General features: G+C 50.5%; 29 protein-coding genes and 1 pseudogene. 22 read left to right on the forward strand and 8 right to left on the reverse strand.

What is annotated here, in order from left to right; translation table 11 throughout:
* Nucleotides 1-84: 84 nt before the first annotated feature.
* Genes H8A87_RS20070 through H8A87_RS18150 form a run of 5 tightly spaced genes read right to left on the reverse strand, consistent with a single transcriptional unit; the run spans nucleotide 85 to nucleotide 2150 of the window.
* Complete coding sequence (locus tag H8A87_RS20070; protein WP_456300775.1) at nucleotides 85-504, reverse strand: phage tail fiber protein; 420 nt, start codon at nucleotides 502-504, stop codon at nucleotides 85-87.
* Nucleotides 399-1004 carry a hypothetical protein gene (locus tag H8A87_RS20075; RefSeq protein ID WP_232370356.1) on the reverse strand — a complete coding sequence of 202 codons (606 nt, stop codon included), beginning with the start codon at nucleotides 1002-1004 and terminating at the stop codon, nucleotides 399-401. Before H8A87_RS20075 ends, H8A87_RS20070 begins: the two co-directional genes overlap by 106 nt.
* The gene (locus H8A87_RS18140) at nucleotides 979-1302 is read right to left on the reverse strand and encodes a hypothetical protein (protein WP_198691318.1); all 324 of its coding nucleotides are present in this window, start codon (nucleotides 1300-1302) and stop codon (nucleotides 979-981) included. The genes H8A87_RS20075 and H8A87_RS18140 overlap by 26 nt, the downstream gene beginning before the upstream one ends.
* A gap of 47 nt (nucleotides 1303-1349) precedes the next feature.
* Nucleotides 1350-1910: a DUF6453 family protein gene (locus tag H8A87_RS18145; protein WP_232370358.1), complete on the reverse strand. Its 561-nt coding sequence runs from the start codon at nucleotides 1908-1910 to the stop codon at nucleotides 1350-1352.
* Nucleotides 1911-1916: 6 nt separating this feature from the next.
* Nucleotides 1917-2150 (reverse strand): hypothetical protein, encoded by a 234-nt coding sequence (locus H8A87_RS18150; RefSeq protein ID WP_198691320.1) that lies wholly within the window; start codon nucleotides 2148-2150, stop codon nucleotides 1917-1919.
* A gap of 151 nt (nucleotides 2151-2301) precedes the next feature.
* Here H8A87_RS18150 and tnpA point away from each other — a divergent pair.
* From tnpA to H8A87_RS18235, 17 genes and pseudogenes are all read left to right on the forward strand, one after another.
* Nucleotides 2302-2932: pseudogene (gene tnpA, locus H8A87_RS18155) on the forward strand (IS66-like element accessory protein TnpA).
* Nucleotides 2932-3279, forward strand: coding sequence for an IS66 family insertion sequence element accessory protein TnpB (gene tnpB, locus H8A87_RS18160; RefSeq protein WP_198691321.1), 348 nt, complete (start codon nucleotides 2932-2934; stop codon nucleotides 3277-3279). Before tnpA ends, tnpB begins: the two are co-directional and overlap by 1 nt.
* A 19-nt stretch (nucleotides 3280-3298) precedes the next feature.
* Nucleotides 3299-4870 (forward strand): IS66 family transposase, encoded by a 1572-nt coding sequence (gene tnpC, locus H8A87_RS18165; RefSeq protein WP_198691322.1) that lies wholly within the window; start codon nucleotides 3299-3301, stop codon nucleotides 4868-4870.
* A 467-nt stretch (nucleotides 4871-5337) separates the two neighbouring features.
* The gene (locus tag H8A87_RS18170; RefSeq protein ID WP_198691323.1) at nucleotides 5338-5802 is read left to right on the forward strand and encodes an antirestriction protein; all 465 of its coding nucleotides are present in this window, start codon (nucleotides 5338-5340) and stop codon (nucleotides 5800-5802) included.
* A 121-nt stretch (nucleotides 5803-5923) separates the two neighbouring features.
* Nucleotides 5924-6457 carry a hypothetical protein gene (locus H8A87_RS18175; protein WP_198691324.1) on the forward strand — a complete coding sequence of 178 codons (534 nt, stop codon included), beginning with the start codon at nucleotides 5924-5926 and terminating at the stop codon, nucleotides 6455-6457.
* Nucleotides 6458-6474: 17 nt separating this feature from the next.
* Nucleotides 6475-6768, forward strand: coding sequence for a TA system toxin CbtA family protein (locus H8A87_RS18180; protein WP_198691325.1), 294 nt, complete (start codon nucleotides 6475-6477; stop codon nucleotides 6766-6768).
* 105 nt (nucleotides 6769-6873) lie between these two features.
* Nucleotides 6874-7797 (forward strand): DUF1281 domain-containing protein, encoded by a 924-nt coding sequence (locus H8A87_RS18185; RefSeq protein WP_198691326.1) that lies wholly within the window; start codon nucleotides 6874-6876, stop codon nucleotides 7795-7797.
* Between the two features lie 105 nt (nucleotides 7798-7902).
* The gene (locus tag H8A87_RS18190) at nucleotides 7903-8589 is read left to right on the forward strand and encodes an N-6 DNA methylase (protein ID WP_198691327.1); all 687 of its coding nucleotides are present in this window, start codon (nucleotides 7903-7905) and stop codon (nucleotides 8587-8589) included.
* Between the two features lie 213 nt (nucleotides 8590-8802).
* The gene (locus H8A87_RS18195; RefSeq protein ID WP_232370357.1) at nucleotides 8803-9699 is read left to right on the forward strand and encodes a TraI domain-containing protein; all 897 of its coding nucleotides are present in this window, start codon (nucleotides 8803-8805) and stop codon (nucleotides 9697-9699) included.
* A gap of 210 nt (nucleotides 9700-9909) precedes the next feature.
* The gene (locus H8A87_RS18200) at nucleotides 9910-10926 is read left to right on the forward strand and encodes a tyrosine-type recombinase/integrase (RefSeq protein WP_198691328.1); all 1017 of its coding nucleotides are present in this window, start codon (nucleotides 9910-9912) and stop codon (nucleotides 10924-10926) included.
* A gap of 448 nt (nucleotides 10927-11374) precedes the next feature.
* Entirely contained in the window at nucleotides 11375-12262 is an 888-nt protein-coding gene (locus tag H8A87_RS18205) for a ParA family protein (RefSeq protein ID WP_198691329.1), read from the forward strand.
* Nucleotides 12259-12648, forward strand: coding sequence for a hypothetical protein (locus H8A87_RS18210; RefSeq protein ID WP_198691330.1), 390 nt, complete (start codon nucleotides 12259-12261; stop codon nucleotides 12646-12648). The genes H8A87_RS18205 and H8A87_RS18210 overlap by 4 nt, the downstream gene beginning before the upstream one ends.
* Entirely contained in the window at nucleotides 12632-14008 is a 1377-nt protein-coding gene (gene dnaB-PI, locus H8A87_RS18215; protein ID WP_198691331.1) for an SPI-7-type island replicative DNA helicase, read from the forward strand. The genes H8A87_RS18210 and dnaB-PI overlap by 17 nt, the downstream gene beginning before the upstream one ends.
* A gap of 3 nt (nucleotides 14009-14011) precedes the next feature.
* Nucleotides 14012-15595: a ParB family protein gene (locus H8A87_RS18220; RefSeq protein ID WP_198691342.1), complete on the forward strand. Its 1584-nt coding sequence runs from the start codon at nucleotides 14012-14014 to the stop codon at nucleotides 15593-15595.
* 80 nt (nucleotides 15596-15675) lie between these two features.
* Nucleotides 15676-16257 (forward strand): DUF2857 domain-containing protein, encoded by a 582-nt coding sequence (locus H8A87_RS18225; RefSeq protein ID WP_198691332.1) that lies wholly within the window; start codon nucleotides 15676-15678, stop codon nucleotides 16255-16257.
* Between the two features lie 20 nt (nucleotides 16258-16277).
* The gene (locus tag H8A87_RS18230; RefSeq protein WP_012988060.1) at nucleotides 16278-16535 is read left to right on the forward strand and encodes a ParE family toxin-like protein; all 258 of its coding nucleotides are present in this window, start codon (nucleotides 16278-16280) and stop codon (nucleotides 16533-16535) included.
* A gap of 95 nt (nucleotides 16536-16630) precedes the next feature.
* Nucleotides 16631-17851, forward strand: a complete 1221-nt coding sequence (locus tag H8A87_RS18235) for an STY4528 family pathogenicity island replication protein (protein ID WP_198691333.1) — start codon at nucleotides 16631-16633, stop codon at nucleotides 17849-17851.
* 148 nt (nucleotides 17852-17999) lie between these two features.
* On the opposite strand, the gene H8A87_RS18240 is transcribed toward H8A87_RS18235, so the two are convergent.
* Nucleotides 18000-18641, reverse strand: coding sequence for a hypothetical protein (locus H8A87_RS18240; protein WP_198691334.1), 642 nt, complete (start codon nucleotides 18639-18641; stop codon nucleotides 18000-18002).
* A gap of 252 nt (nucleotides 18642-18893) precedes the next feature.
* On the opposite strand from H8A87_RS18240, the gene H8A87_RS18245 reads away from it, so the two are divergent.
* The 5 genes from H8A87_RS18245 to ssb all read left to right on the forward strand — a co-directional run bounded on the left by H8A87_RS18245 (nucleotide 18894) and on the right by ssb (nucleotide 23174).
* Nucleotides 18894-19619 (forward strand): PFL_4669 family integrating conjugative element protein, encoded by a 726-nt coding sequence (locus H8A87_RS18245; RefSeq protein WP_198691335.1) that lies wholly within the window; start codon nucleotides 18894-18896, stop codon nucleotides 19617-19619.
* 1 nt (nucleotide 19620) lies between these two features.
* Entirely contained in the window at nucleotides 19621-21615 is a 1995-nt protein-coding gene (locus H8A87_RS18250) for a DNA topoisomerase III (protein ID WP_198691336.1), read from the forward strand.
* Nucleotides 21616-21895: 280 nt separating this feature from the next.
* Nucleotides 21896-22360: an STY4534 family ICE replication protein gene (locus tag H8A87_RS18255; protein WP_198691337.1), complete on the forward strand. Its 465-nt coding sequence runs from the start codon at nucleotides 21896-21898 to the stop codon at nucleotides 22358-22360.
* Between the two features lie 77 nt (nucleotides 22361-22437).
* Nucleotides 22438-22647 (forward strand): hypothetical protein, encoded by a 210-nt coding sequence (locus H8A87_RS18260; protein ID WP_198691338.1) that lies wholly within the window; start codon nucleotides 22438-22440, stop codon nucleotides 22645-22647.
* 14 nt (nucleotides 22648-22661) lie between these two features.
* On the forward strand, nucleotides 22662-23174 hold the full coding sequence (ssb, locus tag H8A87_RS18265) for a single-stranded DNA-binding protein (RefSeq protein WP_038220408.1): 513 nt from the start codon (nucleotides 22662-22664) through the stop codon (nucleotides 23172-23174).
* Nucleotides 23175-23274: 100 nt separating this feature from the next.
* Here the strand turns inward: ssb and H8A87_RS18270 are convergent, their stop codons facing one another.
* Nucleotides 23275-23955, reverse strand: coding sequence for a DUF4276 family protein (locus tag H8A87_RS18270; protein ID WP_198691339.1), 681 nt, complete (start codon nucleotides 23953-23955; stop codon nucleotides 23275-23277).
* Nucleotides 23948-25057, reverse strand: a complete 1110-nt coding sequence (locus H8A87_RS18275; RefSeq protein WP_198691340.1) for an AAA family ATPase — start codon at nucleotides 25055-25057, stop codon at nucleotides 23948-23950. The genes H8A87_RS18270 and H8A87_RS18275 overlap by 8 nt, the downstream gene beginning before the upstream one ends.
* Between the last annotated feature and the right edge of the window lie 370 nt (nucleotides 25058-25427).

A 25427-nucleotide genomic window follows, 5' to 3' on the forward strand; every position in this document is an offset into this window, starting at 1 on the left:
CGTGAACATTATTTTTAATACCTAATCTAACCATTTAATACATGACCCAATTTTTACCCAATTTCATCTCATTTTGCTCAATACTCAAAATTTTCCATTCCACACCGAATCTTCCGGCATCTGGACACGGACGTCCAAGCGACAGCCCTCGGGAATGTTACAAGGTTCCCCATCGGCATAGTAGATCTTTTCACCGTCCACGATAGCTTTGATGCGCTTGTTTTGGAATCTCTCCGGCAAATGGCTGTGCTGACGGTGGAAGGTTTCAAGGGTAATGCTGCCGTCCTTATTCACCCTGTCATCAATGTAGATGAGTTCCAGTCCGTTGTTGTTCTTCGGGGATGAGATACTGCCATGCACACCCCATGCCCCATCGGCGTTATAACCAAGGACATTGGCTATCTGATAGTGACCGGTGCCGAGTTTAGTAACCGTGGCCCCTTCTGATTCGTCGTTGGTGATGAATTTGCCATCGGGGGAAATTTGGATGATGGGGGGAAAGATTTTCTGAGGACACCATCATTGCCTGCAATGGCATTTTTATCTGTCCATAAGCGACTAATCCCGGTATCACCTCCACTATCATTGCCATGTATGATTGCTACTCCATAATTATAATGGGCAACCATTCCTGCCCATGTATCTCCTGCTCTGGTTATATAACCACATGACCAGTTATAACTCATTCCTCCAGAGTTATCGCTAAAACGAAATGCGTGTCCACCTCCGGGTAGGGATCTTATCCACGACGTGAGTTCGCCGATGGATGGCGGATTGATTGTATGTAGAATATACCCAGCTCCGTTGGTGCTCACCCAGCTTTTATCAGCCTTTTCTCCCAAACTGAGGTTGTCTACAAACTGTTTCTTGTTGGGAATGTCCGCGCCGTTTGCGGATTTATCCAGTTTCCCCTCCATCGCCGCATACAGCGCCTTAATCGATTGCAGCGCCACAATCGGCCATTCGGTAACGTCACATTCACCGTGCCATTCTGGGACATCCACTTGTCCATGTTCTGGAGGAAATTAAAGATATAGCTACATAGCTACTGCCTGCCAGCATGTGCCGGACACCATCCCCGACAGAATCAGGCACGGTAGTCTGTATCTGGTAGGTCACGTTCGTCAGGGTCGCGCTGACATTATCGGCCAGTACCAGTTCCGTGTCCGAGTTCACCGCCTGAATCATGTGTAACAGGTTGCCGCCGCTGGATTGGATTAAAATAAACTGTGCCGGGGCAACACCATTGATGTTGCTTTTAAACTTCGTGCCCGTTCCTCTGACCATAGCCGAGCCGGACACGGTAGAGATTGTGCCTTGTGAATAGAACTTAAGTTATTCCTGAGAGGTCAGAAGTAGTCGTCGAAGTTAATCGCGTAGATGTCGTAGTTGATGGGCTGGCAGCTGAAATGGTCTGCTTGAAAATATTCAAAATCCATCTTGCCCGCTTCACTTATCGAAATGGTATTACCGGAGAATTTGAAGCCCGAATCGGCAAAGCGCCAGCTATTACCCTGAACATTTTTCACCAGTTTCGCCAGCCGGTTAACATGTATCATCGGTCTGGCGATTGTTTTAGCGGAACCCCGTCCATTTCTCACCGGTATCATCTCGCCCAGAAAGAACGGGGTGTAATAAGAGGAATACGTCAGGTGACCAGAAGCGTTATAAATGGCAACGCCCCAGTCTGGTTTCTGTAACGGGAAGCCACTGGAGAAAATCACCACATGGACTTCACAGGCAACCTCATTGTTCACGATAACCTTTTCGTGTGTCATACCGATTGCGGCACCGGGCGTTTCTGTTCGGGCAAAGACCAGACACTGCGAGCGGTTCGGGATGGAGTCCGGCACCCGCCATTGCCCGTCTTTCCCTAACGAAAATCGGCCCCGGTAGACGCAATAGCCCAGTCGGTTCTAGTCGGCAATCGTGGATACCCCATTCATCCCCGCCAGTTTGATACCAAAAGAACTCGTGTGTTTAGGGTAGCCGCAAACCTGAATGTAGAAATTCGCATCCCTGTCAAAGAAAGGCGTAAAATCACGCAGACTGTCGTTATAGTCAAATTTCAGGTACTCCCCGTCCATGCGGATATTTTCAATCCGGCGATCTTCTATCACGGAGCGCAGTCCGGTCTGGCCTACCACCACGGTTTTTGTCGGTATCAGAACGATATTGAATTCTTTCGCTTCGGGAATGTGTGAAGACAGTTAATTGGTAAGCGGCTCATTTAGACCGTCTATCGGTATTCCTCCGGTTCGGGGAAAATAATGTCCATCATTTATAATGGACATTATTGCTATGAAACATCGGACATTGCTCCTCGACGCACTGTGCTTACATTTTGATGAACACATATCCAGGCTAGGCGTGGGTCGTCGGCTTGGGATCCCCAAAAGCACTATCTGCGCTCTCTTTGTTCGCTTCAAAAAGCTGGGAATTAGCTGGCCGTTGCCTGATAATATGACCTCCGATAAACTCGAATCTCAGCTTTACCCCGTGCGCGCATGCCGTCATGCTTGATATCCCTGAGCCTGTTTTAGCGGATGAGCCCGTTGTACGCAAGCGGTCACGCCGCCCGAATTTTCCCCTCGCGTTTAAAATCTCTCTGGCCGAAAAATCACTGCAACCTGGCGCCAATGTCGCACAACTGGCGCGTGAACACGGCATCAACGACAACCTGTTGTTTAACTGGCGTCACCTTTATACACGCGGACTTCTGTGCTCCCGGGATGACAGTTCATTGCTCCTGCCCGTTACCCTGTCTGAAATCACTGTGCCTGTTAAGCAACCGCTCCCCGCTATGCAGCAATCAGCAGCCAGGGAGCCTTGCTGTGAACTGGCGCTTCCCGCCGGCATACTGCGCATCCGGGGTGAACTGACTCCTGAACTTCTGCGTATGTTGATTAGTGAAATGAAGGCGGGTGGATAATGAACATATTGCCAGCAGGTACGCGTATCTGGATCGTGGCAGGCGTCACGGATATGCGCAACGGGTTCAACGGCCTGGCCTCAAAGGTGCAGAATGCACTGAAAGATAATCCGTTCTCCGGGCAGATCTTTATCTTCCGTGGTCGTCGGGGTGATAGGCTTAAGGTACTGTGGGCTGATGCCGATGGGTTGTGCCTGTTTACCAAACGGCTTGAACGTGGGCGCTTCGTCTGGCCGGTGACCCGTGATGGTAAAGTCCCTCTGACTCCCGCCCAACTGTCCATGCTGCTTGAAGGCATAAACTGGAAACACCCGCAGCGGATGGAGCGATCGGGTATGCGGATATAACTTGCTGTAAAGTGAGGGAATGGAGACCTCATTCCCTGATGATACCGCCCAGCTGAAAGTGCTGCTGCGTGAGCAGATGGCGGCTAACAAGATACTGGCAGAAAACAATCTCCTGCTGTCTCAGCGGGTGGCCTCTTATGCCAGCGAAATTAGCCGCCTGAAAGCCCTGGTGGTAAAACTGCAACGTATGCAGTTCGGCCAGAGTTCAGAAAAAATACGGCAGAAGGCTGAACGACAGATACGCGAAGTGCAGGCGCACATCAGTCACCTTCAGGAAGAAATGGTCGACATCCTGGGTGAACAACCCGACCCGGCACTGCCTCCTGCGCTGCGGCAGTCCTCGTCACGAAAACCGTTACCCGCCACCCTGCCCCGCGAAATACAGTTGCTCCCTCCGGCAGAAAAAAACTGCCCTGAATGTGGCGGGGAACTGCATGCGCTGGGTTGCGATATCTCAGAACAACTCGAGATCATCAGCAGCGCCTTTAAAGTTATCGAAACACAACGCCCCAAGCTGGCCTGCGGTCGGTGTGACGGTATAGTCCAGTCTCCCATGCCGTCCAAACCCATTGAACGCAGTTATGCGGGTCCTGGACTGCTGGCGCGGATTATGACCGCAAAGTTCGCAGAGCATACGCCGCTGTACCGTCAGTCGGAGATATATAACCGGCAGGGTGTGGCGTTAAGCCGTGCCACGCTGGGTCGCTGGTCCGGGGCAGTGAGTGAACTTCTTGAACCCCTGTACGATGTGTTACGCCAGTATGTTCTGATGCCGGGCAAAGTCCATGGCGATGATATTCCCGTGCCCGTTCAGGCGCCGGGCAGCGGTAAAACCCGGACCGGACGCCTGTGGGTGTACGTCCGCGATGACAGAAATGCAGGTTCGGTCATGCCGCCGGCAGTGTGGTTCGCGTACTCAGCCGATCGCAAAGGTGTTCACCCGCAACAGCATCTGGCAGGCTACCGCGGCGTTCTCCAGGCAGATGCTTACGGCGGGTACCGGGCGTTGTATGAAACAGGGAATATCACTGAGGCCGCCTGCATGGCGCATGCCCGACGTAAAATCCATGACGTTCACGTTCGTTCGCCAACCGCAGTCACGACGGAAGCCCTGAGGCGGATAGGTGAGTTATATGCCATAGAAGCAGAAATCCGAGGTAGCCCGGCAGAAGAACGACTGGCATTAAGAAAAGCGCGCAGCGCTCCGCTGATGCAGTTGTTGTTCGACTGGATACAGCAGCAGGTGGCAACGCTGTCGCGGCATTCGGAAACAGCGAAGGCGTTCGCCTACATGCTGAAGTTATGGGACAGTCTGAACGCGTACTGCCGTAACGGCTGGGTGGAGATCGACAATAATATCGCGGAAAACGCGCTGCGTTGCGTCGCTGTTGGGCGAAAAAACTGGCTGTTCGCGGGCTCTGACAGCGGAGGTGAGCGAGCGGCCATCCTGTACTCATTAATCGGCTCCTGCCGGCTTAATGATGTAGAACCGGAAGCGTGGTTGCGGTACGTCATCAGCTATATAGCTGATTGGCCATCAAACAAGGTACATGAGCTGCTTCCCTGGAAACTCAACCTTACCAATATCTAATCGTCAATACGGTCTGAATGAGCCGCTTACGTTAATTGAAACTCAATCTAAATAATAATGGGGCATAAATGAGTTAGGCCAAACGATCATAACAGGTCACCTAATGAACTGAGAATGAACTCTGACTAATCCAAAAAGTCATCATGTTCCAGATATTATTTTCTGTCCCGGAAAATGAATTACCCATTGACCTTATGATTTCCGTTGATTAGCGTAGTCAGACTTATCAATGATCCGGTCGCTTATGAGGATCACCTTCGGGCAGCGACAGCAACACTCCTGTAGCCTGAAAGGGAGTACACCGATGTGTGGTACATCTGCGCACCTTTGGAAGCAGATATCGTCAGTCCTGATGGCGATGAAGGTTGCTTAATCTTATCCATCATGGCCAACCGGTCAGTCACCCGGACGGGGAACACGTTTCCCGTCGGGCAGTGTGTTCTCCGTCTTTTTTATCGGAGAATATCATGTCAAAAGATGAATTTACCATGCTGAACAGCCTCTCGCTGTCCGCCACGTTTCCCCACAGAACCCCGCTGGAGCGGATGTGCCTGAGTTTTCTGCTTACCCGGACCGCCATGCAGTTATGTAGTGATTGCCGGTATGAGCAGTGGGAAAAGCGGGGGATGTCTGAGCCGCTGACCTATATGGTGCCCACCGCAGCAGAAAACTATGCGGTGTCCCTGCCGGGCAAAAGTCTGACAGTCACGCTCTCTGCGGATGCGTTCGGGCTGGTGGTGACGATAGCGGTTTTTGCCCATCTCGTGGTGATTGATGAACGGGATGAAGAGGTTTACCGGTACGGTGAACTGCGGAAATACGCGTTGCAACATCCGGAGAAAGACCTGATACACCGGATACTGGATATCGGTGACTTTAATGAGGCGTCTGAGACACCACTGACCCGCAGTACAAATAATAACCATAACTGATTTATCAGCTCATTTATGCTGCTGTTAACCCTTTTCCTAAGCGCCTGACCGGGGAGCTGAAAACACCTTCCCGACACCGGGCGGGTGTTTTTTTATTGACGTCAAATCAAGGAATAACACCATGAATCCGATTTTTTTACCCGTGGCAGAAGAGACTGCTTTTACTGTACAGGTCACCGGCCTGTCTGAATACCCGAACCCGGCAGCAGGGGAAGCGCTCCCTCTGCGTGAGGAAACCGTGTCCGTTTGCAGCGCCGCCACCATTACGGAAGCGGTGCAGAAGCTGAAAGTCATTCATCTGTTGGGGGACTGGCCGGTCCGGGAGACCGGACAACCGGACACGTTACCGCATTTTATCCCGCAGACGGTGATGATGTATGACCGTCAGGGAAGAAAAGTGCTCGGCGGGCATATCGATAGCGACATTGTCTGGGCGCAGCCGGTAACACTGGCTTCGGAACGCCTGTCACTGGAAAAACAGCGGCAACGGCTGTGCCATAACGCCGTGTTTGAACAGGGCTGGGAAAATTACCGAACTGCCCGGGTGTTGTGGCAGAAAGCGCACCGGTTATCGCTGCATCTGGTGTCCTCCCGTTATCAGCAATGCCGTGAGGTGATCGACATCCTCCGGCATCATGCGTCCGTGACGGCTTAACCGGTTAAGGAGCCGTCATGGAACCCCTGAAATTAACAGTCTGGCAGGTCATCGCCGCCTGTTTACTGAAACGCCACTTTGGTCTCAGCCTGAATGATACCGTATTGTGTGAGCGCGACGCTGTGGCGTATGTCATGCAACGCAGTATCCGGCCTTATCAGGCCATTAACGATATCGTCGATAAATACGATTTAACCCGGCTGGACAGCGGGACGATGCGGCCCGGTACGCCTTACCTGCGCATTAATGATGAGTGGGACGTCTTTTTTCATCACGACAGCCTTGAAAGCCTGTTGCTGGATATCAACTAACGCGCGCTTTTTGTTTTTTATCTGACCCATCGGGGGAACCGGCCGTCCCTGACGGGGCGGTTCCTCCTTTTTATCTGAATCGTTTTAAAAATGAGGAAAACCAACATGGCAGAATGGTGCACCAATCAACTGGAAATCACCGGCAAATCCGTTTGTATCGATGTGATGCAACAATGGGTCTGTGGTGAAGAGGTCCCCCGTTACCGTCAGGCGGTGCTGCAAAGTCTGCGCCTGTTTCTGGCCGGCTGTGCGGGGATACTCAAACCCACCAAACCGCAAGTTTACACTCCGTACCCGGCGTTAGTGCGCGGCACAGCGGCCCCGACGGCGCAGCATCTGGCCTTTGAGCAGTGGCTGCTGCTGTTGCAGAATAATGTGCCGCTGAATAATGACAATATCAAACGCATCGATAACCTGTACCGTCAGTCCGGTCTCAGCCTGATGCACTGGGACAAGGTGCCGGAAGCAGCGCGTGACATTATCGCCCGTCTGCTGGCCCGCCAGTATACCGACTGGTTCGGCATGGTGGGCTGGTCAGACACGCCCGATATCGGGGCGTGCTGGGATAAACTGAATGCGTATCCGCAGGTGGCACAGCCCTGCGACATGTTGATGATGATGTCAACGAATCTGGCGACTGAAATCAACGGTAGCAGCACCCTGCTGAAAGGCATTGCCACGACGGCGCAGTTTTACGAAGAGCTATACGGGCTGGAATGGCCGTTTGGTCACCATGTTCGCTGGGAGCGCCGGAATGTCAGCAGTTTAACCGTGCGTTTTGATTCCCCCTGGGCACCGCCTTCGGCGGAGTTGATGGGGGAGCTGTCTGCGGTGTTTGACTGTGAAATCCGTCACTGGTACAGCGAAGCGTCAGGTCAATTCAAAGGCTACGACTGTTATGATCAGGGCGAGCATGTGGACAGCGGCCACGGGCAGTCAGGACGGGAAAACCGGCCGGCACTGTATCTGGTCGCCAGTGAACAGACGGAAACGGCACTGGCCCTGCCGACTATCGCCGTCGGGCAGTAACTGATTTATTTTATACGAACTGACCACGCCAACCGAAAGGGGAACCTGTTCCCTTTTCGGGGCGTGTTTTCCTTTTGTTTTTTTGTTTTGTAAGGAAAACACACAATGGCCTCCCGAACGGATCATCAGAAAGCATTTATTTCACTGTTTAAGCAAACAGCCCGTTATCAGACCCGGTATCAGGTTTTCCGGGATTTTTGTAATTGTGCCATGGCGGCAATCCACAATAAGCACTGTTTCAGTGAGGAGCTGGAGCAGTATTACCTGAAAACCATCAAGAAGTACGAACGGGCCGATGTTGACCGTATTGTGCAGCTGTTTTCCCATGTGGTGCTCGGACTGGCGCAAGAATCCGGTGATTTTCTCGGCAGTGTATTTATGAAACTGGAATTGGGAGATAAAGCCCTTAATCAGTTCTTTACCCCCTGGGAAGTGGCCAGAATGATGGCGAAAATGCAGTTGCAGGATGTGTCAACACAATTGCAGCAAAAACCCTTTATCACATTCTACGAACCGGCCTGCGGAGCAGGTTGTATGACGTTGGCTGTTGCTGAAGAACTGAGAGAGCTGGGGCATGATCCGTTGTGCAGCCTGTGGGTGTCAGTGATTGATATTGACCCGCTGGCGACGGTGATGGCTTACATCCAGTTATCCCTGGCTGGTATTCCGGCCGCCGTCACTATAGGCGACGCCCTGAATGATGGCGGCAACAAGCGGACGCGTTACACACCTGCGCATTATCTGGGTAACTGGTCTGCGCGTTTGCAGGAGGCTGAGCTTATCGCCGCCTGACCGAATTTTTCAACCACAGCGCCTTTCGGGGCGCTTTTTTTTGTTTTTAAATGACATTAATACAATTAGTTAGAGTGAAAGTTAAGCTGATTCAATAAGTCAGTCTGTGAGTGAATCGAGTCAGATTAATTTTCATTTCCGTAAAAAGAGTTGTGCCTTGTTTCCGACCGGGATTCACCGACACTGAGCCACATTTGAACCGAAAGAGGAAGAATGATGTTTCAGCGCTTTAAATCCCGTTTTACTCGTCAGAGCTTTCCGCAACCCAAATCACGCCCACAGGAAGACGGTCGGTGCTATTTTCAACCCCAATCGGCTGATGAATTGTTAGCAACGCCCCTGCGCCGGCAATACCTTCAGCAATTATGGCAAAATAGCGCACTTCCTGACGGACTGTATCAGCGTTTTTATCTTGCACCGGTGAAGCAATTGCTGGGCAGTGTCCAACAGGTGCCGGCAACACCGGCAGGGGAGTGGTCAGCGTTGGGAGGATTTGCTGACCTGACGCTGGCATTCACCACCTGTGCTGTACGGCTGGCGAAAGGGCATATGCTGCCTCCGGGGGCACCGCCGGAAACACAGGCAGCGCAAAGCCTGCTGTGGCAGGCAGTGGTGTTTTGGGCCGCGTTGTTTTACCACCTGCCGTTGTTGCGGCAACTGGAAGGGGAGCTGGAAGACGGGCATCATTGGCAACCGGGGATCTGTGTGCCTGATAAACCTTTTCGTTTCCGCTTTCATCTCCCGGAAAACATACCGTCTGCCCCTCAGGAGGTGTTTCTGGCAGCCAGTCTGTTACCGGAAAAAGCCATGATGTGGCTGGTTTCCGTACCGGAAGTCTGGCACTGCCTGATGCAGCATCTTAATGGCCGTCCCTCCACTGTGCCGCTGATTGATGCGCTGCTTCAGGAAGCAGCTGGGCAGGTTTATTCACCCTTGGATAAACAGGTTACTTCAGCTACCGAGACAGAAGCGACTTTTGTTTCTGAAACCGGATCAGCAATTACCCCGGAAACAGCAGCGATCCTCCCCGCCGGTGAAATGAACCGTTCATCTCCGCCCATGACGGACGATACTCAGACATTGTTGTCATTATTTCAATCAACTGATTGATTTTGAGTGGCAGTCTGACGAAAAAAATCACCATCATGATTTAAAACTGATCAAACGATCGGAACGGGAGACAGAGGTATTGTCACTGATAGTTTCTAACATCATCATTTAAAAGACAATAATTTGAATAGTTATTTGTATTTTTGACACCAGTAAGGGGTTTATGAACAGGAACCCCATGAAGGTGTGATAACAGAGGGAAAAAAGAAGATGCTGCACACAGCAGAAACGTTCAATTGGGAAGAGCTATTAGAAGAGTACTTTTTTTCACATATCCTGAGACCGGATACCGAGTGGAGTTACCGGAAGGTCGTACGGGGTTTTATACAATTTATGGGGGAAACAACTTCACCGGCGCAGGTGACTCACAGGGAGGTGCTCCGGTGGCGGCGTCATCTTCTGCTGGAGAAAAAACAGTCGAGTCATACCTGGAATAATAAGGTGGCTCACTTACGGGCAATCTTTAATTTTGGCATGAAACGAAAATTGCTGCCCCACACAGAGAATCCGTTTAATAACGCGGTGGTGAAAAAAGAGAAGAAAAAGAAGAAAATTCTCAGTGAATCGCAGGTAAACCGCATTAATTTGTTGATGGGGAAGTTCGCGGAGGAAGAACGGATTCAGACAATGCCGAAGGGAGGGCGTTGTGCCCTGTATCCGACCTGGTACTGGTCAACGGTGCTGGCGACGCTACGTTTTATGGGGATGCGCCAGAACCAGTTGTTGCACCTGCGGGTGCGGGATATCAATCTGGAAGGGAATTACATTGAACTGGGTCTGGCAGGCAGCAAGAATCACAGCGAATGGGAGATACCGATTGTCCATCCCCTTAAACCCCGGCTGGCATACTTAATTGAACGGGCAACGGCTGCTGGGGCTGAAGCCAGTGATCCGGTTTTTGACCTTAGTCGGTTAAGTGTGCCACATCCAAGTTGGCTTTCCCGTTACAAATACGATATTAATAGAGAAAAACAACAGCTCCGATCTTTCTTCCGCCGGTTGTCCAGAGAATGTGATTTTGCTGTCTCTCCGCATCGGTTTCGCCATACCATGGCTTCAACGCTGATGAAATCGCCGGATCGCAATCTGCCGCTGGTGAAACGATTACTGGGGCATCGTAACGTTGCGACGACAATGGAGTACATAGATCTTGATATGGAAGTGACGGGAAAAGCATTAGAGCGGGAATTGGGGTTGTACACCGATCGTTCTGATGTGCATGAGTAAATGAATAAAACAGATTAAAAAAACAGGGCAGAACTCAGACAGGATTCAGGCGGTGGTTTGTGTGAACTGCCCTGCATCAATCTTGATGGTATAAAGTGAGCGTTGTTACCATCCTGTATTTCGTGAAGTTTTCACCTTACTTGACATCAGAATCAATTACTGGAATCATTACCCGCAACGAGAAAAGGGCAGCTGTTAAAACAGCTACCCTGTATCTTGTCTTAAACACCACAATAGCGTGCAAATTGTCATTTAACACTTTATTAACTATTGTTTGTTTTTTGCGCTTTTGTCAGGAAATTTAACAATCTCGACAAACCCGCATCAAATCTTGGTGCCCGGAGGCGGAATCGAACCACCGACACGGGGATTTTCAATCCCCTCCTAAGTTGAAAAAATGTTAACGATGTAATTCTTATTACTTTGTGTACCGATTCTGGTGCGCAAAATGATAATTCTTCCCATAATTTCCCCCAAAGGGGGCGAGGGTAAATCGACCCACGCGGCCAATCTGGCCGGTTTTTTTGCTGATGCCGGTTTACGCGTTCTCCTGATTGATGCGGATTATTCGCAACCCACTGCCAGCAGTATTTTTCCCCTGAACTATGAAGCGCCCGCCGGACTGTATGAGTTGCTGATGCAGACGGTGGATCTGAACCAGTCTGAGCAGATCATTTCCCGTTCAACCATCAAAAATCTGGATGTTCTGATCTCCAACGATCCGGGGGAATTTCTGGTAACAGCGATGTTGCACGCGCCCGACGGGCGTTTGCGCCTGCGCAATGTCCTGCAACATCCTCTCTTCAGTCAGTACGATGTCATCTTCATTGATTCCAAAGGGGCAACGGGGGTGATGACTGAACTGGCGGTGCTGACCGCAACACACGGTGTACTGGGGATAATTAAACCAATTCTGCCTGATGTGAGAGAGTTTTTCCGGGGCACGCTGAACATGTTGACGCGCCTCCGATCTTTTGAAAATTACGGTATTCATCTTCCTCTTATTCAGATACTGGTGAACTGCATTGAAAACACCAATCTGGATCGGGATACGCTTTATGAACTGACCGATATTATCAATAACAGACGGTATGACGCTTCCGCACTGGGGGGCAGGCAGGTTTACCAGTTGCTGGAAACCCGGATAGACCAGCTGGATATCTACAAACTGGGGCATGTCAGTTCCCAGCCCGTGCATCGCCTTGAATATAAAACTAACCGTAAAAGCCCGGCTGCCGCGCAAACTATACACCGTCTCGCCTGTGAATTAGTGCCCTTATGGGCGGAAAAATTCGATGCCGTGTTGGTTGAAAAACCCAAGGGAGGCACACGATGAATGTTATCTGGCGCACCGTCTGCTTTCGTTATGAGGGTGTTGAATTATTGTTCAGTGATGATGAGTGGTTTGTGTTTGTGGATGCCCCGGATCGTGAAACTGTACAGGCGAAACTTCAGCTTCTGTTACCCGCTATTCTCGACGTTTCTCCGAACGAGGTAGAGCACTACTATCCCCGCAATGAAGCGGAGCTGCGCAGGCAGGCCATGCGCCCCGATGCATCTCCGGATTTGGCGTTGCTGGAATGTGGCTGGGAAAATGACCTGCCGCAGTATCTGACCGAAAAAGAAGTGCTGTTCTGGGTCTCTTCCCTTCATCTGCAACAGCGTTTAATCGCTGCCCTGAATGCGATCAGCAGGGAGGTCGCCGATGAATCTGCCGCATGAACATTTACAGATCATCAGTGAAGAGGCGCCCAGCTATGCGTATGCCGAAGTGGGGGTGTTGGGTGGTCTGATACTGGAGAATGAGCGCTGGGATAGCGTTGTCCAGCTATTGGCTGCCGACGATTTTTATTTCCCGGCACACCGGATAATATTTCAGGCCATCGCTGAACTGAGCGAAAAAAACTGTCCGTTCGACCTGATTACCCTGACCGATAGGCTGACCCAACGCGGGCAAATTGATCGGGCATGCGGTTTTGCTTATGTAGCGGAAGTATGCCAAAACACGCCGAGCGCCGCCAATATTGAGGAGTATGCCCGTATTGTGGCGGAAAAAAGCCGGTTACGTCAGTTACTGGCACTGGGAAAATCCCTCAGCGCTGACGTTTTTCAGTCGAATATTCAGTCAGATACCCTGATAGAGCAGGCAGAAAGCCAGTTGTTTAATCTGGCTGAAAAAGGTTCGACCCGCCAACATCAGGAAATGACCCTGTTGCAGGGTGCAGACAGCCTGATTGCCCATCTGGAGCGAATACAAGGCTCACAGGGAATAACCGGCACACCGACCGGATTTCAGGATCTTGATGAAAAAACCTGCGGCTTGCAGGCCGGTGATCTCATTTTGCTGGCTGCCCGCCCTTCGATGGGAAAAACCGCACTGGGGCTGGCGTTTTGTCTTGGTGCCCTGCGACACCGGGATGATGCGGTGGTACAGATTTTCAGTCTGGAAATGCCGGCGGCACAACTGATGCTGCGTCTCACCGCCATGGAAGGCGGGGTTTCTCTGAGTGCCCTGCGCAGCGGGATGCTGGATGATGAGCAGTGGGGGCGCATAAGCCAGAGCCTGGATCAGTTTGCCCGCTGGGATCAGCGTCTGGTGATTGATGATTGCAGTCACCAGACGCCTGCACTATTACGCGCCCGTGCCCGCCGCTATACCCGCAAATACGGTAAACCCGCCCTGATTATGGTTGACTACCTCCAGCTGATGTGTGCCCCCGGACAGGAAAACCGCACGCAGGAAATTGCCGACATCTCCCGTAATCTGAAAGCGTTAGGCAAAGAACTGGACTGCCCGGTACTGGCGCTGTCCCAGCTTAACCGGCAGGTCGAAAACCGTCCCGATAAACGCCCTAACAATGGTGACCTGCGTGATTCCGGTTCACTGGAGCAGGACGCCGATCTGATACTGCATCTCTATCGCGATGAAGTCTATCACCCGGACACACCCGATACGGGTATCGCTGAAATCATTATTGGTAAGCAGCGTCAGGGTCCAACGGGCACGGTTCGTGTGGGATTTGACGGGCAATATACGCGGTTTTCCGACTTATCCGCAGACAGTGATGGTTACGGAGGGTAAATGATGGCACGGCAACATCTCAATATGGGCAATGCCCTGTTACAACAAGGGCGCCAGGCCGCGGCGACACTCAGTGAACAACCCCCTGTGTCGGAAATGCCGATGGTACTGACGCTGGATCAACTCCGCCCCAACCCGGATAACCCCCGCACCAGTCGGAATCCGCGTTACGACGATATCAAAGCCTCCATCAAAGCGCGCGGGCTGGATACGGTGCCGAAAGTCACCCGCGATCCGCAAGGCGATGAGCACTATATCTTCAGCGACGGCGGCAATACCCGCTATCAGATTTTGTCCGAACTGTGGCAGGAAACCGGCGATGAACGTTTTTACCGGGTTCACTGCCTGTTTAAACCGTGGCCGGGCAGATTGCAGTGTGTCATCGGGCATCTGGCGGAAAATGAACTGCGGGGCGACCTGAGTTTTATTGAAAAAGCATTAGGGATCAGCAAGGCCAGAGCCATTTACGAAGAGCAAAAGCAAAAAAGAATCACCTTGCGTGAATTGTCCGCGCAGCTTAATGCGGCCGGTTTTCCCGTCAGTGCCAGCCATATCAGCCGGATGGAAGATACCGTGCAATACCTGTATCCGTGGATACCTAATTTGCTGGCATCCGGGCTGGGAACCCCCCAGATACGTCCTTTATTGGTGCTGCGTCAGAATGCCGAGGCTGTCTGGCAGCAATATATCTTCAGTATAAACCCGGAACCTGCCGTCACCTTTGATGAAGTCTTTGGTACCTGTTGCCGCAAATTTGATGCACTGGAAGACTGGGCACCGGAGATGTTCCTTGATGAACTGATTGGAGATTTATTGCAGGCCCTGCCGCATCCGCAGCTGAATTATGACCGCTGGATACTGGAACTCGATCCGAAAGAAAATAACCGTCGCCAGCTTTTTGGTGAACAGGCCACCCCGGTTGACGCTGTGCCGGTGCCGGAAAAACCGGATACACCTAAAGCGGATCGGGTTCGGGCGCCAGACAGGGAATCGAACCCGCGCATAATGTCTCAACCCGTCACGGATGCGGAGCAGGCACCGGAGACAACGCGCACTCCGGTCGATAAGACACCCGTGCCTGCTCCGTCTTCCCGAAACACTCCGGTGCTCCCGCCTTATCAGCCGGATAGTCCGCCTGAACCGGCGCTGTCTGAGCCTGAAGCCGACGATCTCCACTTTGCCCGGACCGGGCTGGAGCCGGTCAGTTCAGTCTGGCACATTTCCCCGATGCAGGACGATATCGAGCATCTGCAAAATATGGCGTTTCGCCTGGCGTTTGAACTGGCTGAAGTGATGGGCTGTGACCGTGATTTGCTGCCGGTATCGGATGCGCGGTCGGCGGGGTTTTGTCTGACTGACAGGCCGGATGTGCATCCTTTTTCATGTTTATTGCACTCCCTGACCGGAGAGGTTTCGACTGACCGTTGTGCATTGACGCTGACTGCTGTTCTGCTCGGGACTGCCGAACGGGAGGCAATGCCATTTCTGGATGACAGTCAGACCGTGAAGTTTCTGCGGCTGCTGCGGATTATCCGCCGCCTGCGTGAACTTCAGCGAGAAATGGCACCGGAGATATTGACGATGTAGCGATGCCGGTCCGGGGTGCCTGCTTTTCAGTGTGTTGTTCATTCATTGTGTTTTGACCGGCCTGATAATGGAGGAAGTGTATGAATCATTTATCGCAAGCGACCAACAGCCTGTTGTTGCAGTTGGTGATGGATTTGAAGAACGGCTATATCCGCCGTTGCGAAGCACTGGGGCTGGCCCCCTCGGAGATGCTGATGTTACAGAGCCTGACGATTGAGGATTTGCATTATCTGGGCAACAGCCCGGTATCGGTGCTGAGTGTGCAGATTCATCACGCCAATCTGGCCCGCATCCTACATCAGGCGCGTATCGAACAGCAGCGGATACAACGCATTGACCGGGCACTGGAACTCAGCGGATCGATTGACCTGATGCACTATTTTTTTGGCCTGTCCAGTCTGGAGGTAGCGGCGCGCCGGCGTATTGCCGGTATTGCCGTGAAGTCGGGGCGGGTTTCAGTGCTGACGGAAGCGGAAAGCCGTGACCTGTGGCAGCGCTGGCAGGCGGCAAAGATGAGGGATGCGGACAGTGCCGAAGGGCTGGATATCATGATGGACGTGGCGGAGCATCATGATATTTCGCTGACGTCCGTCTGGAATGCCGTCAAAGAATGGCAGCAACAGGGTGCATCCGGATCGGTCTCTGTGAAAAAACAGGTATAAAACGGGTCATACAGGAAACGATGTCAGGAAAATTAACCGAAATCATGCCCGGCCTGCATGTGCCGGTAACGGCACCACTGTCCTTTCGCCGTAAGGCGCAATATCAGGTGAAATGTTACCGGCGGGGTCAGCGTAATTACGTCCGGCTGAAGGAAAAAGGCACCGGGTATCTGAAAATTAACGTGGGGCTGTTCTGGCGGCTGTTAAGCCGTGACAGCGGGCAATCGTGGGAGCTGATGCACCACGAACGCTACAACAATGAAATTCGTAAATCGTAACTGTGACTGAAGTCGTGTCATTCTGCGCCTTGTACAATGCCACAGGGTGCAGCCCTGACATTATTTTCACAGATTAACACCGGAGAGAAGGGATCATGATAACCCTGTCAGCAGACAGCTTAATTGCCCACACCATTGCCAAAATGAAAAGCCGTCTGGAACAACGCACCGACGATGACGTTTCACAGCTGCGCAGTGGTCTGCTGTTTATGGGGAACATTCAGGATGCCTATCCCCGCCGCCTGCTGCTGGATGATCGCCTGTCACCGCTGGATAAAACGGGCTGGATGATGATCCGTTTGTACGCGCAACAAAATGAAGGGGCGGTTTTTCCCAGCTACGATGAATTGCAGGTGCTGCTGGCCTCGCCCTATAAAGGCAAAGCCTCCCGTGAAACCGTCAGCCGGGTATTACTGATGCTGCGAATAACCGGCTGGCTGAGTTTATGCAAGCGTATCCGCGATGAGCACGGGCGGGTGCGGGGCAATATCTATGCGCAACACGATGAACCGCTGACCTGCCGTGATGCCGAAATTCTCGATCCTCACTGGCTGGATACCGTGGCAGAAGCCTGTCGCAGCAAAAACCGCACTATCAGCCAGACGGCCTGGTCAGTACTGACTGACATCAGGGATGATCCGATGATGCGCCATCGCCACAGTCATCTCTGTTTACTGGAAGCGCGGCTGAATGCCGTACAGACGCCGCAGCAAAGTGTGATGCGCCAGCGGATTCAGTCAGGTCTGCAACCGGAAGAGATGCAAACCGAACTCAGGGAAATGAAACCGGATTCGGAAACCGAACTGAGGCAAAAAGAGGGGCAGACTAAGCGGAATTCGGTATCCGAACTCAGTATAAAATCATCAGGTTACAGTGATTCCGTTAAACCGAACCGTTATGTACGTTCTTTTACACAGAATGTGAATAAAAAAACATACGTAAATCCACCCTCCGCTATTTTTCTGCCGGAAGGACTTTGCCGACAACTGGAGCCGGAAGATGTGACCATGCTGACCGGTCAATTACAGGCACTGCCCGCTGAACAGGCACAAGCCGTCTTGGGTTGTCTGGACAAAGCGCTACACGCAGGCAAAATCGGCAATCCGGTCGGCTGGCTGCTGGCGATGATGAAACGGGCACGGGAGGGAAAACTGTATACCCAGGCTGACCCGACTATTGCGACGCCCAGCTCGGTTAAAACGCAGGCTGCGTTCATCCGGGAAACTGAATGCCCGGTTTCACCTTCCTCACAAGCTCATGTGCGCAATGTTGTGAAAGAGATCCGTCAGCGACTGACGCTGGCGAAGTATCAATAAAATCCAGATTGATTAAAAAATAGACTTTGTTGGCAGTGCCAACAAAGTATGAAAAACATACAATTCTAATTATTTCAATGAATTGGTAAAAACTGGCTTTGAAAAGAATAAAAATGTGCATGTTATCTGCTTATATCAGAGCATCTCTTCAGGGTAATCCAACGAAGCCAACAGGGGGATTGCTTGGAATGTATTTTCTCCATAACTCGGCTCCACTTTCCTCCCAAGGGGGAATTGTAGGCATCAGATTTACCCAAAACTGTATCTTTCTTTTGACTTGAGGGTGCTCCTTATTTCTGAAGATCCATCTTAATTCACTTGCTGTTACATTTGATTCAGCTCCAGGGTACTCTCTTTTATTCACAACATATTCCATGTCTATATCATCAAGTATGAAATGAATATGCATATCTTTGGTCAGATTATTATTCCCTATGGTTATCCATGATAATGAACCCTTACATTTTCGGTCTGATATGCGAGGTGGATGTTCATTGGGGTATGTGAGTGCAGTACGGTATTTGGGATGTTCTGATAAGTAGTCAAGAAAATCTTGAAAATAAGGGAGATTTTTGGGCAGAGTCATATTGTAAAATTGGCGTAACCCTGTTTTTCTTATGCCAATCTCCCGTGGAACTACATACTGATCAACTGTTGATGCTCGCACATTGTACTGATCTGAACTTATCTCAATACGTAATAATGTCGCATATATCGTCCTTTGAAGCTGTAAACCGTATATTAAATCACCAGGTGAGAAATTTTTGGTGAAAGGAGGCTTAAATGGCATTTGTCTTCTCCTTGTGAATTCAACATTACACTCAATAGATAATTGAGCCAGGCAATATTACCCTTTGGGCTTGAATCCAGAATTATCATACACTGTAGGTATTGTTAGTTGCGCCTAAAAAATAACCTATTTTGACAATGAATAAAATTTATTATTTTTCACTTTTCCGATAACTGGTTATGGGTTGAGTGATCCCCGCCTTTCCTCTGATAGTTCCACAGACATAAACCGATCAAACAGGAGTTGCTCTTTATGTCTGAGCCTGACGAAAAAACCGCACCGCCAATCCCCCGTCGTGCCGGCGCACTGAAATCCGCATTATCCATTGAACTGCATACCCACTACGCCATCCGCCTCTGGGAAGGGCGTAAAAAAGAAGATCTCACTGGCCGTCGTCAATACCCGGATATTATCGGCATGCCACAGGTGATTAAGCGTGCGGGGACTATCAGCATGGATGCGGCTGCTGATAACCCGTATGCCGAGTGTTGGCTGATTAAACTGGAACAGTCATTAGCAACAGCATCGGCCGGTCTTCAGCAGAGTATTGCCACCTTGCAGGAGACGCTGAATGCTTTGCCGGAACACGTTACGTTATCTGCTGTTTCCTCCGTCGAACCGCTAAATATCGGCGTCTACAGTCATTCCCCGCTGGGTTACCGCTGTGTCTGGCTGCTGGTAGGTTTCGACCAGCTGGCGATGAAAACCTTTCAGGCCTTTCATTATGGTTTTATCTCCCGCTCAGAGCGGGATACGTTGCTGCATAACGGCAGCCGGGTGATCCGCCAGATTTATGGTCTGGTGCGTTCTTACCGTCCCCTGAAGGTGACCCGCGCAGATATTGAGGAAAAAACACCGGCAGGTCTTGAAGCCATTAAATGGCTGGGCGAACCGGATCCCGATATTCTGTCGGGCCGGCTGCGTTCTGATTTTTCACCGCCCCTGCGCGCGGTGGCTCAGGATGCGGGGAGGGGGTGATATGCCACTGTATTTATGTGAAAAGCCCTCTCAGGCCAGAGATATCGCCCGGGTGCTGGGCGTGAAGCAGCGCGGACAGGGTTATCTCTTTGGCGACAGTATTACTGTCACCTGGGCTATCGGGCATTTGCTGGAAATGGCTGCACCCGAACACTATGACGAACAATTCGGCCCGCCGTGGCGCATGGAACCCCTGCCGGTGCTGCCTGCACAATGGCAGTGGACGGTGAAGAAAGAGACCGCCGATCAGTTTGCGGTGATCAGACAATTACTGAAACAGGCCGACGAAGTGATTATCGCCACCGATGCTGACCGTGAAGGGGAAGTGATTGCCCGGGAACTGCTGGAATTCTGCCGTTTCACCGGCCCGGTCAGGCGGCTGTGGCTGTCCGCGCTGGATGAAACCAGTATCCGGCAGGCACTGGCCGCAATATTACCGGGGGAGAAAACCGAACCACTCTGGCAGGCCGGACTGGGGCGGGCACGGGCTGACTGGCTGATGGGGATCAATCTGACCCGCCTGTATACCCTGAAAGCGCAGGCACAGGGATTTGGTGAGGTGCTGTCCATCGGGCGGGTACAGACGCCGACACTGGCACTGGTCGTGAACCGCGACAACGATATTGCCCGGTTTGAGCCAAAACCCTACTGGCAGGTGATTGCCGCATTGCAAAAAGATGACATTAGCTTTCGGGTTAAATGGCTGCCTGCGCCAGACGATTGCGATGAAGAAAAACGCTGTATTAAGGAAGATATCGCTCATAGTGTGGTTCAGTGCTGTCAGGAGGCACAAGATGCTGTGGTGACTGAACTCACGCAGAAACGGGAGAAAACCCCGCCGCCGCTCTGTTTTGATTTGGGGACGCTCCAGCAGGTGGCTTCCCGTCAGTGGGGAATGGGGGCCGGTCAGGTACTGACGATTGCCCAGTCGTTGTATGAAAACCATAAAGCGACCACCTACCCGCGCACGGATTGCGGTTACCTGCCCGTCTCAATGCGGGAGGACATTCCGGCCGTGTTCACCGCGCTGACCCGCACCGACCCCGCGATGAGTGCCATTATCAGCCAGCTGGATGCCAGCGCTTTTTCCCGTGTCTGGAATGACAGCCAGATCACGGCACACCCTGCCATTATTCCGACCCGACACGCCTTTGATATGACGAAACTGACCGCGGATGAATTAAAGATCTATCAGTTGATCCGCCAGTATTATCTGGCGCAGTTTCTGCCCGTGCAGGAAACGGATGTGACTGATGTGACATTCACTATCGGCGGGCAGGTATTTCAGGCGAAAGGGTGGGTCAGTGTGGTCACGGGCTGGAAGGCACTGTTTGCCGATGAAAAACAGGCGCAGGAGCAGGAAGACAATACCGCTCTGCCTGCACTGAAAAAAGCGGAAACCTGCCCGGTACTCCGTGCAGAAATACAGCCCCGGCAAACCCGGCCGCCTGCGCCTTTTACCGAAGGTACGCTGATTGCCGCCATGAAAAATGCGGCGGCGTTTATCCATGATCCACAGCTTAAAAAAGTGCTGCGGGAAAGTGCCGGACTGGGCACGGAGGCCACCCGGGCAGGTATCATTGAAGCCCTGTTTAAACGCCGGTTACTGGCGCGAAAAAAGAAAAATCTGCATGCAACGCAGCTGGCACAGGAGCTGATTGCCGGGCTGCCGGATGTCCTGACCCATCCGGGCATGACGGCACTCTGGGAACAGTCACTGGACGACATTGCCCGGGGTCGGGCCACACTGGATGGCTTTATGCAGAAACAGGCGCAATGGCTGGCGCATTTAGTGGAAAAGGGCAAAACACAGCCGATCCGGTTTACCCTGCCGAAAACCCCGGCGTGCCCGCGCTGTGGCGGCCCGATGCAAAAACGGGCGGGAAAAACAACCCCGTTCTGGGGCTGCACCCGCTATCCGGCATGCAAAGGGATGCTGAACGCTAACGCGGTGACCGGCTCCCGAAAAACCCGGCGGGGAAATTCGCCGGACTGAAAATGGGATTAAGGATTGACCGCACGGACTGGTGCTTTAAAAATCATGCTGTTTTAGCCGAAAACTCCCGTAGCCTGAAAGGGAGCGCATGATTGCGGTACATCTGCTCACCTTTGAAAGCAGATATTGTCAGTTCAATTCAATGGCAGTGAAGGTTTTTATTCTTTATCAGAACGTCAGCAACTTATATGTCTGACACCCGGCGGGAAAAATCATTCCCGTCAGGGAACCGGATTTTCTCCGTTATCCCTTATTTTTTTACCTCCATGGAGAACATCGTATGTCTGAGAACACTACAGCCTTAACCAAAAACGACTATTTCAACCTGAATATTAAAGGACTGGGCTATCTGAATAACATCCGCCATGTCAGCACTGCCAGCGGGACGTTCCTGAGCTGTGTGATCAATGCGCTGAACGGGCCAAGTGATAACCCGGTTTATGTGCGTTTTGATATCACCGTGGTCGGCAAGGAAGCGACCAGTCTGGTCGGCCGTTGTCAGAAAGCCGTAGACGAGGATAAAAAAGTGTTGCTGGGGTTCACCTTAAGCAATCCCTCGACTGATATTTTTACCCTGAAACGCGGTGATCATGCCGGTGAACAGCGCGTCAGCCTGAAAGCCCGTCTGATTAAGGTTGACTGGATCAAAATCGGTCAGGAGAAAGTGTATCAGGCCGAACAATCCGACTCGATGCCGCCTCAGAACGGCATCACGCAAAAAGAATATGCAGAGAACTCTTTCTGATATTCCTTTGTTATTCCTCTGATCTACCCTGAATTTTCAGGGCAGTCCTTTATGAACAAAGACAACAGGATACCGTTATGAATGTCGCACTGATTGGGGTTCTGGCCCTGCAATATTGCCATAAACAATTACCGTTAACCGTTTTACGCCACCGTGCGGGGTTTTATATCGGCACGATAGATGAAGGTATTCCCTGCTCTCGTGAATCCGTGGAGTATTTTGCCTGGCGTGAGCAGGCGGAATTTGCCCTGAAACAGGGACAGTGGACACAACGTCACCCCCGATAACAGGAGAAAACAAGATGTCTTCACGCGGTGTGAACAAAGTCATTTTACTGGGATATCTGGGGCAGGATCCGGAGATCCGCTACCTGCCGACAGGGGGTACAGTGGCAACACTGTCACTGGCTACGTCAGAAAACTGGAAGGATAAACAAACCGGCGAACTGCGGGAAAAAACCGAATGGCACCGGGTGGTGATCTTCGGCAAGTTAGCAGAAATTGCCGAGGAATATTTGCAGAAAGGGACTCAGGTTTACATTGAAGGGCAACTGCAAACGCGTAAATGGCAGGATAATCAGGGCCAGGATCGCTATTCAACGGAAGTGGTGGTGAATGTGAATGGGTCGATGCAGATGCTGGGAAGTCGTGGAGATTCGAAGCGCGCAGCACCTCAGCAGGCGGAACATAAACCGGCACAGAAGCAACCACCATCTCAACCTGCTAATAAGGAAAGAAAAAATACGCAGCCGGTACAGGTTTCAGTTTTACCGGAAGAGGATGAAACCGACTGGGATTCGGAGATCCCGTTCTGAGTGGTGTTTTCATCATTAACGTATTGCCCTGTGATAACAGGGCTTATTTGTATCCATTGGGTGTTTGTAAGTCAACCAATTCTGGATTCCATTTATATATTTAAATTGTTATCAATATCTCAAGCTTACGTAGCCATTCATCAAATAATGGGCACTTTTCTCTCATCTTAGGAATGCCTATTTTCTCGGCAATAGCGATTCCAGTTGTGGTTTTGGCAAATACTCCATTCGCTGACCATTTTCCCAATCTCTTTGAAGGCGCTGTTTGTGGGCTATTGTTAATAGATTCCGGTTCCCTGCATTCCTTAAGTACTTGCTCCACTTCTTGTTCATCAATATTTAATTCATTGGCAAGTATCTCTTTGTCACTAAAGAGTAAAGCTTCAAATTCATGCATAACGATGTATGGGATAAAACGTTCATCAACTCTCTGTGCTGGCAGGAATTGACGAACTTCATTTTGTGTTGAAAGATGCAGATGCTCGGCTATTTGTTTTGGTTCCCAATGTCTATTTAACGTCTCTAATCCCGGCCATTCATTGGTGCCGTAATAATCAATAAATGTTGTCACATAGGTCGTTGGACGTTGTTTCAGATGCATCTCAATGTCTTTCTTGACTCTTGAAAAACGCACATCTCCGCCTTTTTGTCCAGGCTTAGACACCTGAGTTGCAGAGATGAAAATCATTCTCTCAGCCAGATAAGGTTGAAGCATTTTTTCAATAAAAATTTGTTCTGTTTTACCTTCAACTATGGCCATGACTTCGATGTAATTACTCATAAGTTGGCCCTCCGGCGATGACGTTCTTAGCCCACAATTCACCCAGTGAATAGTTTTCGAGCCATTGAGAAAAATCTTCCTCATTTAAACGTTCAAAGCTTGAAGCCCCCTTTTTACGATTTACGATGACAATATCTGCGGCGGAGAATTGATCGATTAAAATAGGGGATTGAGTAGCGATAATAACTTGGGTACGCTGAGCCGCTTGTTGGATTAACTCTGCAAGGATCACAATAGCCGCAGGGTGCAGACCCAGCTCAGGTTCATCAATAATAATGGTCGATGGCGGATTTGGTTGTAATAATGCGGTTGCCAGACAAATAAAACGTATTGAACCATCTGATAGATGATAAGGCTGCATCGGATAATCTGAGCCTTTTTGCGTCCAGCTAATGTTAACTTCTTCTTTTGAACCGCTTTGGCGAGGTTCCAGAATGAAGTTATTAAAGAAAGGGGTGACTAACCTGATTGCATTTACAATAGATTTATATTCATTTGGGGCATCATTTTTAAGTTTTAATAAAAAAGCTCCAATGTTAGACGCATCTGTACGTAATATTTTGTTATCCTGAATGATTTCATATTTCCGCATTCCGGCTGTAGCGCTGGTATCGTGAAAATGATAAATCTGCCAGGACGCTATGGCATCATAAACGGGTTTTGAATGCCTTGCATCAAGGAACTTTTTCTCGATTTCAGCAACCATTCTGGATCTGCCATTATCACTATCGCCCAATTCCCACCATCCGTCGCCAGCACTCTTTATGTAATAGCGAGCTTCGTCTTCAATCGCACAGCTATCTGCTGGCGTGGGAACTAATTTAAAGCGAAATCCTCTTTCCCCGAAGCGTGTATCAAACTCCATTTTTTGCGTGACTTTATTGCCATTAAAAAGTAAATCGCTTGCACCACCACTATCGCGTACATAGCGATTTAATGTGCCGTCGATTAATGACCGCAGCATTTTAAAAAAGGAGATCAAATTACTTTTACCTGCGCCGTTAGCGCCAACAATTACGTTTAAGCTTTTAAGTTCAAATTCATTAAGCTCATGGATTGATTTAAATCCTTTAATCGTGAGCTTGTCTAAAGACGTAGTCATATCGCCTCCTTTGAAATGCTTTACTTCGGTATCAGACAAGGGGATAACTATGATGATAAATCATGCATCAGGGCAGTTATATTTAATGTTAACATAACCCGCTGATGGCCGGGGCACTATTCTCTGAATCAAGTGTTTTTTTGGTTATGCTTACCGTTAGAGATAAGCACTTCAACTTCAGTTTTGGTATTGTTGAATAAAGCGATGTATCAAATATGCATGGAAGTTGAATTGACGAAGGCTAATAACTTAATTTTACTGATTAAACTTACTCGTTCGATTATTGAATTAGATAACGTAATTCGTTAAAGTAAAAAAGCTATCAGCAAAATCTGATAGTGAGGAATCTCAGGTCATGTATTAAATGGTT

Origin of the sequence: Xenorhabdus lircayensis, assembly GCF_016306625.1 — a bacterium.
In the GTDB taxonomy this organism is placed as follows: domain Bacteria; phylum Pseudomonadota; class Gammaproteobacteria; order Enterobacterales; family Enterobacteriaceae; genus Xenorhabdus; species Xenorhabdus lircayensis.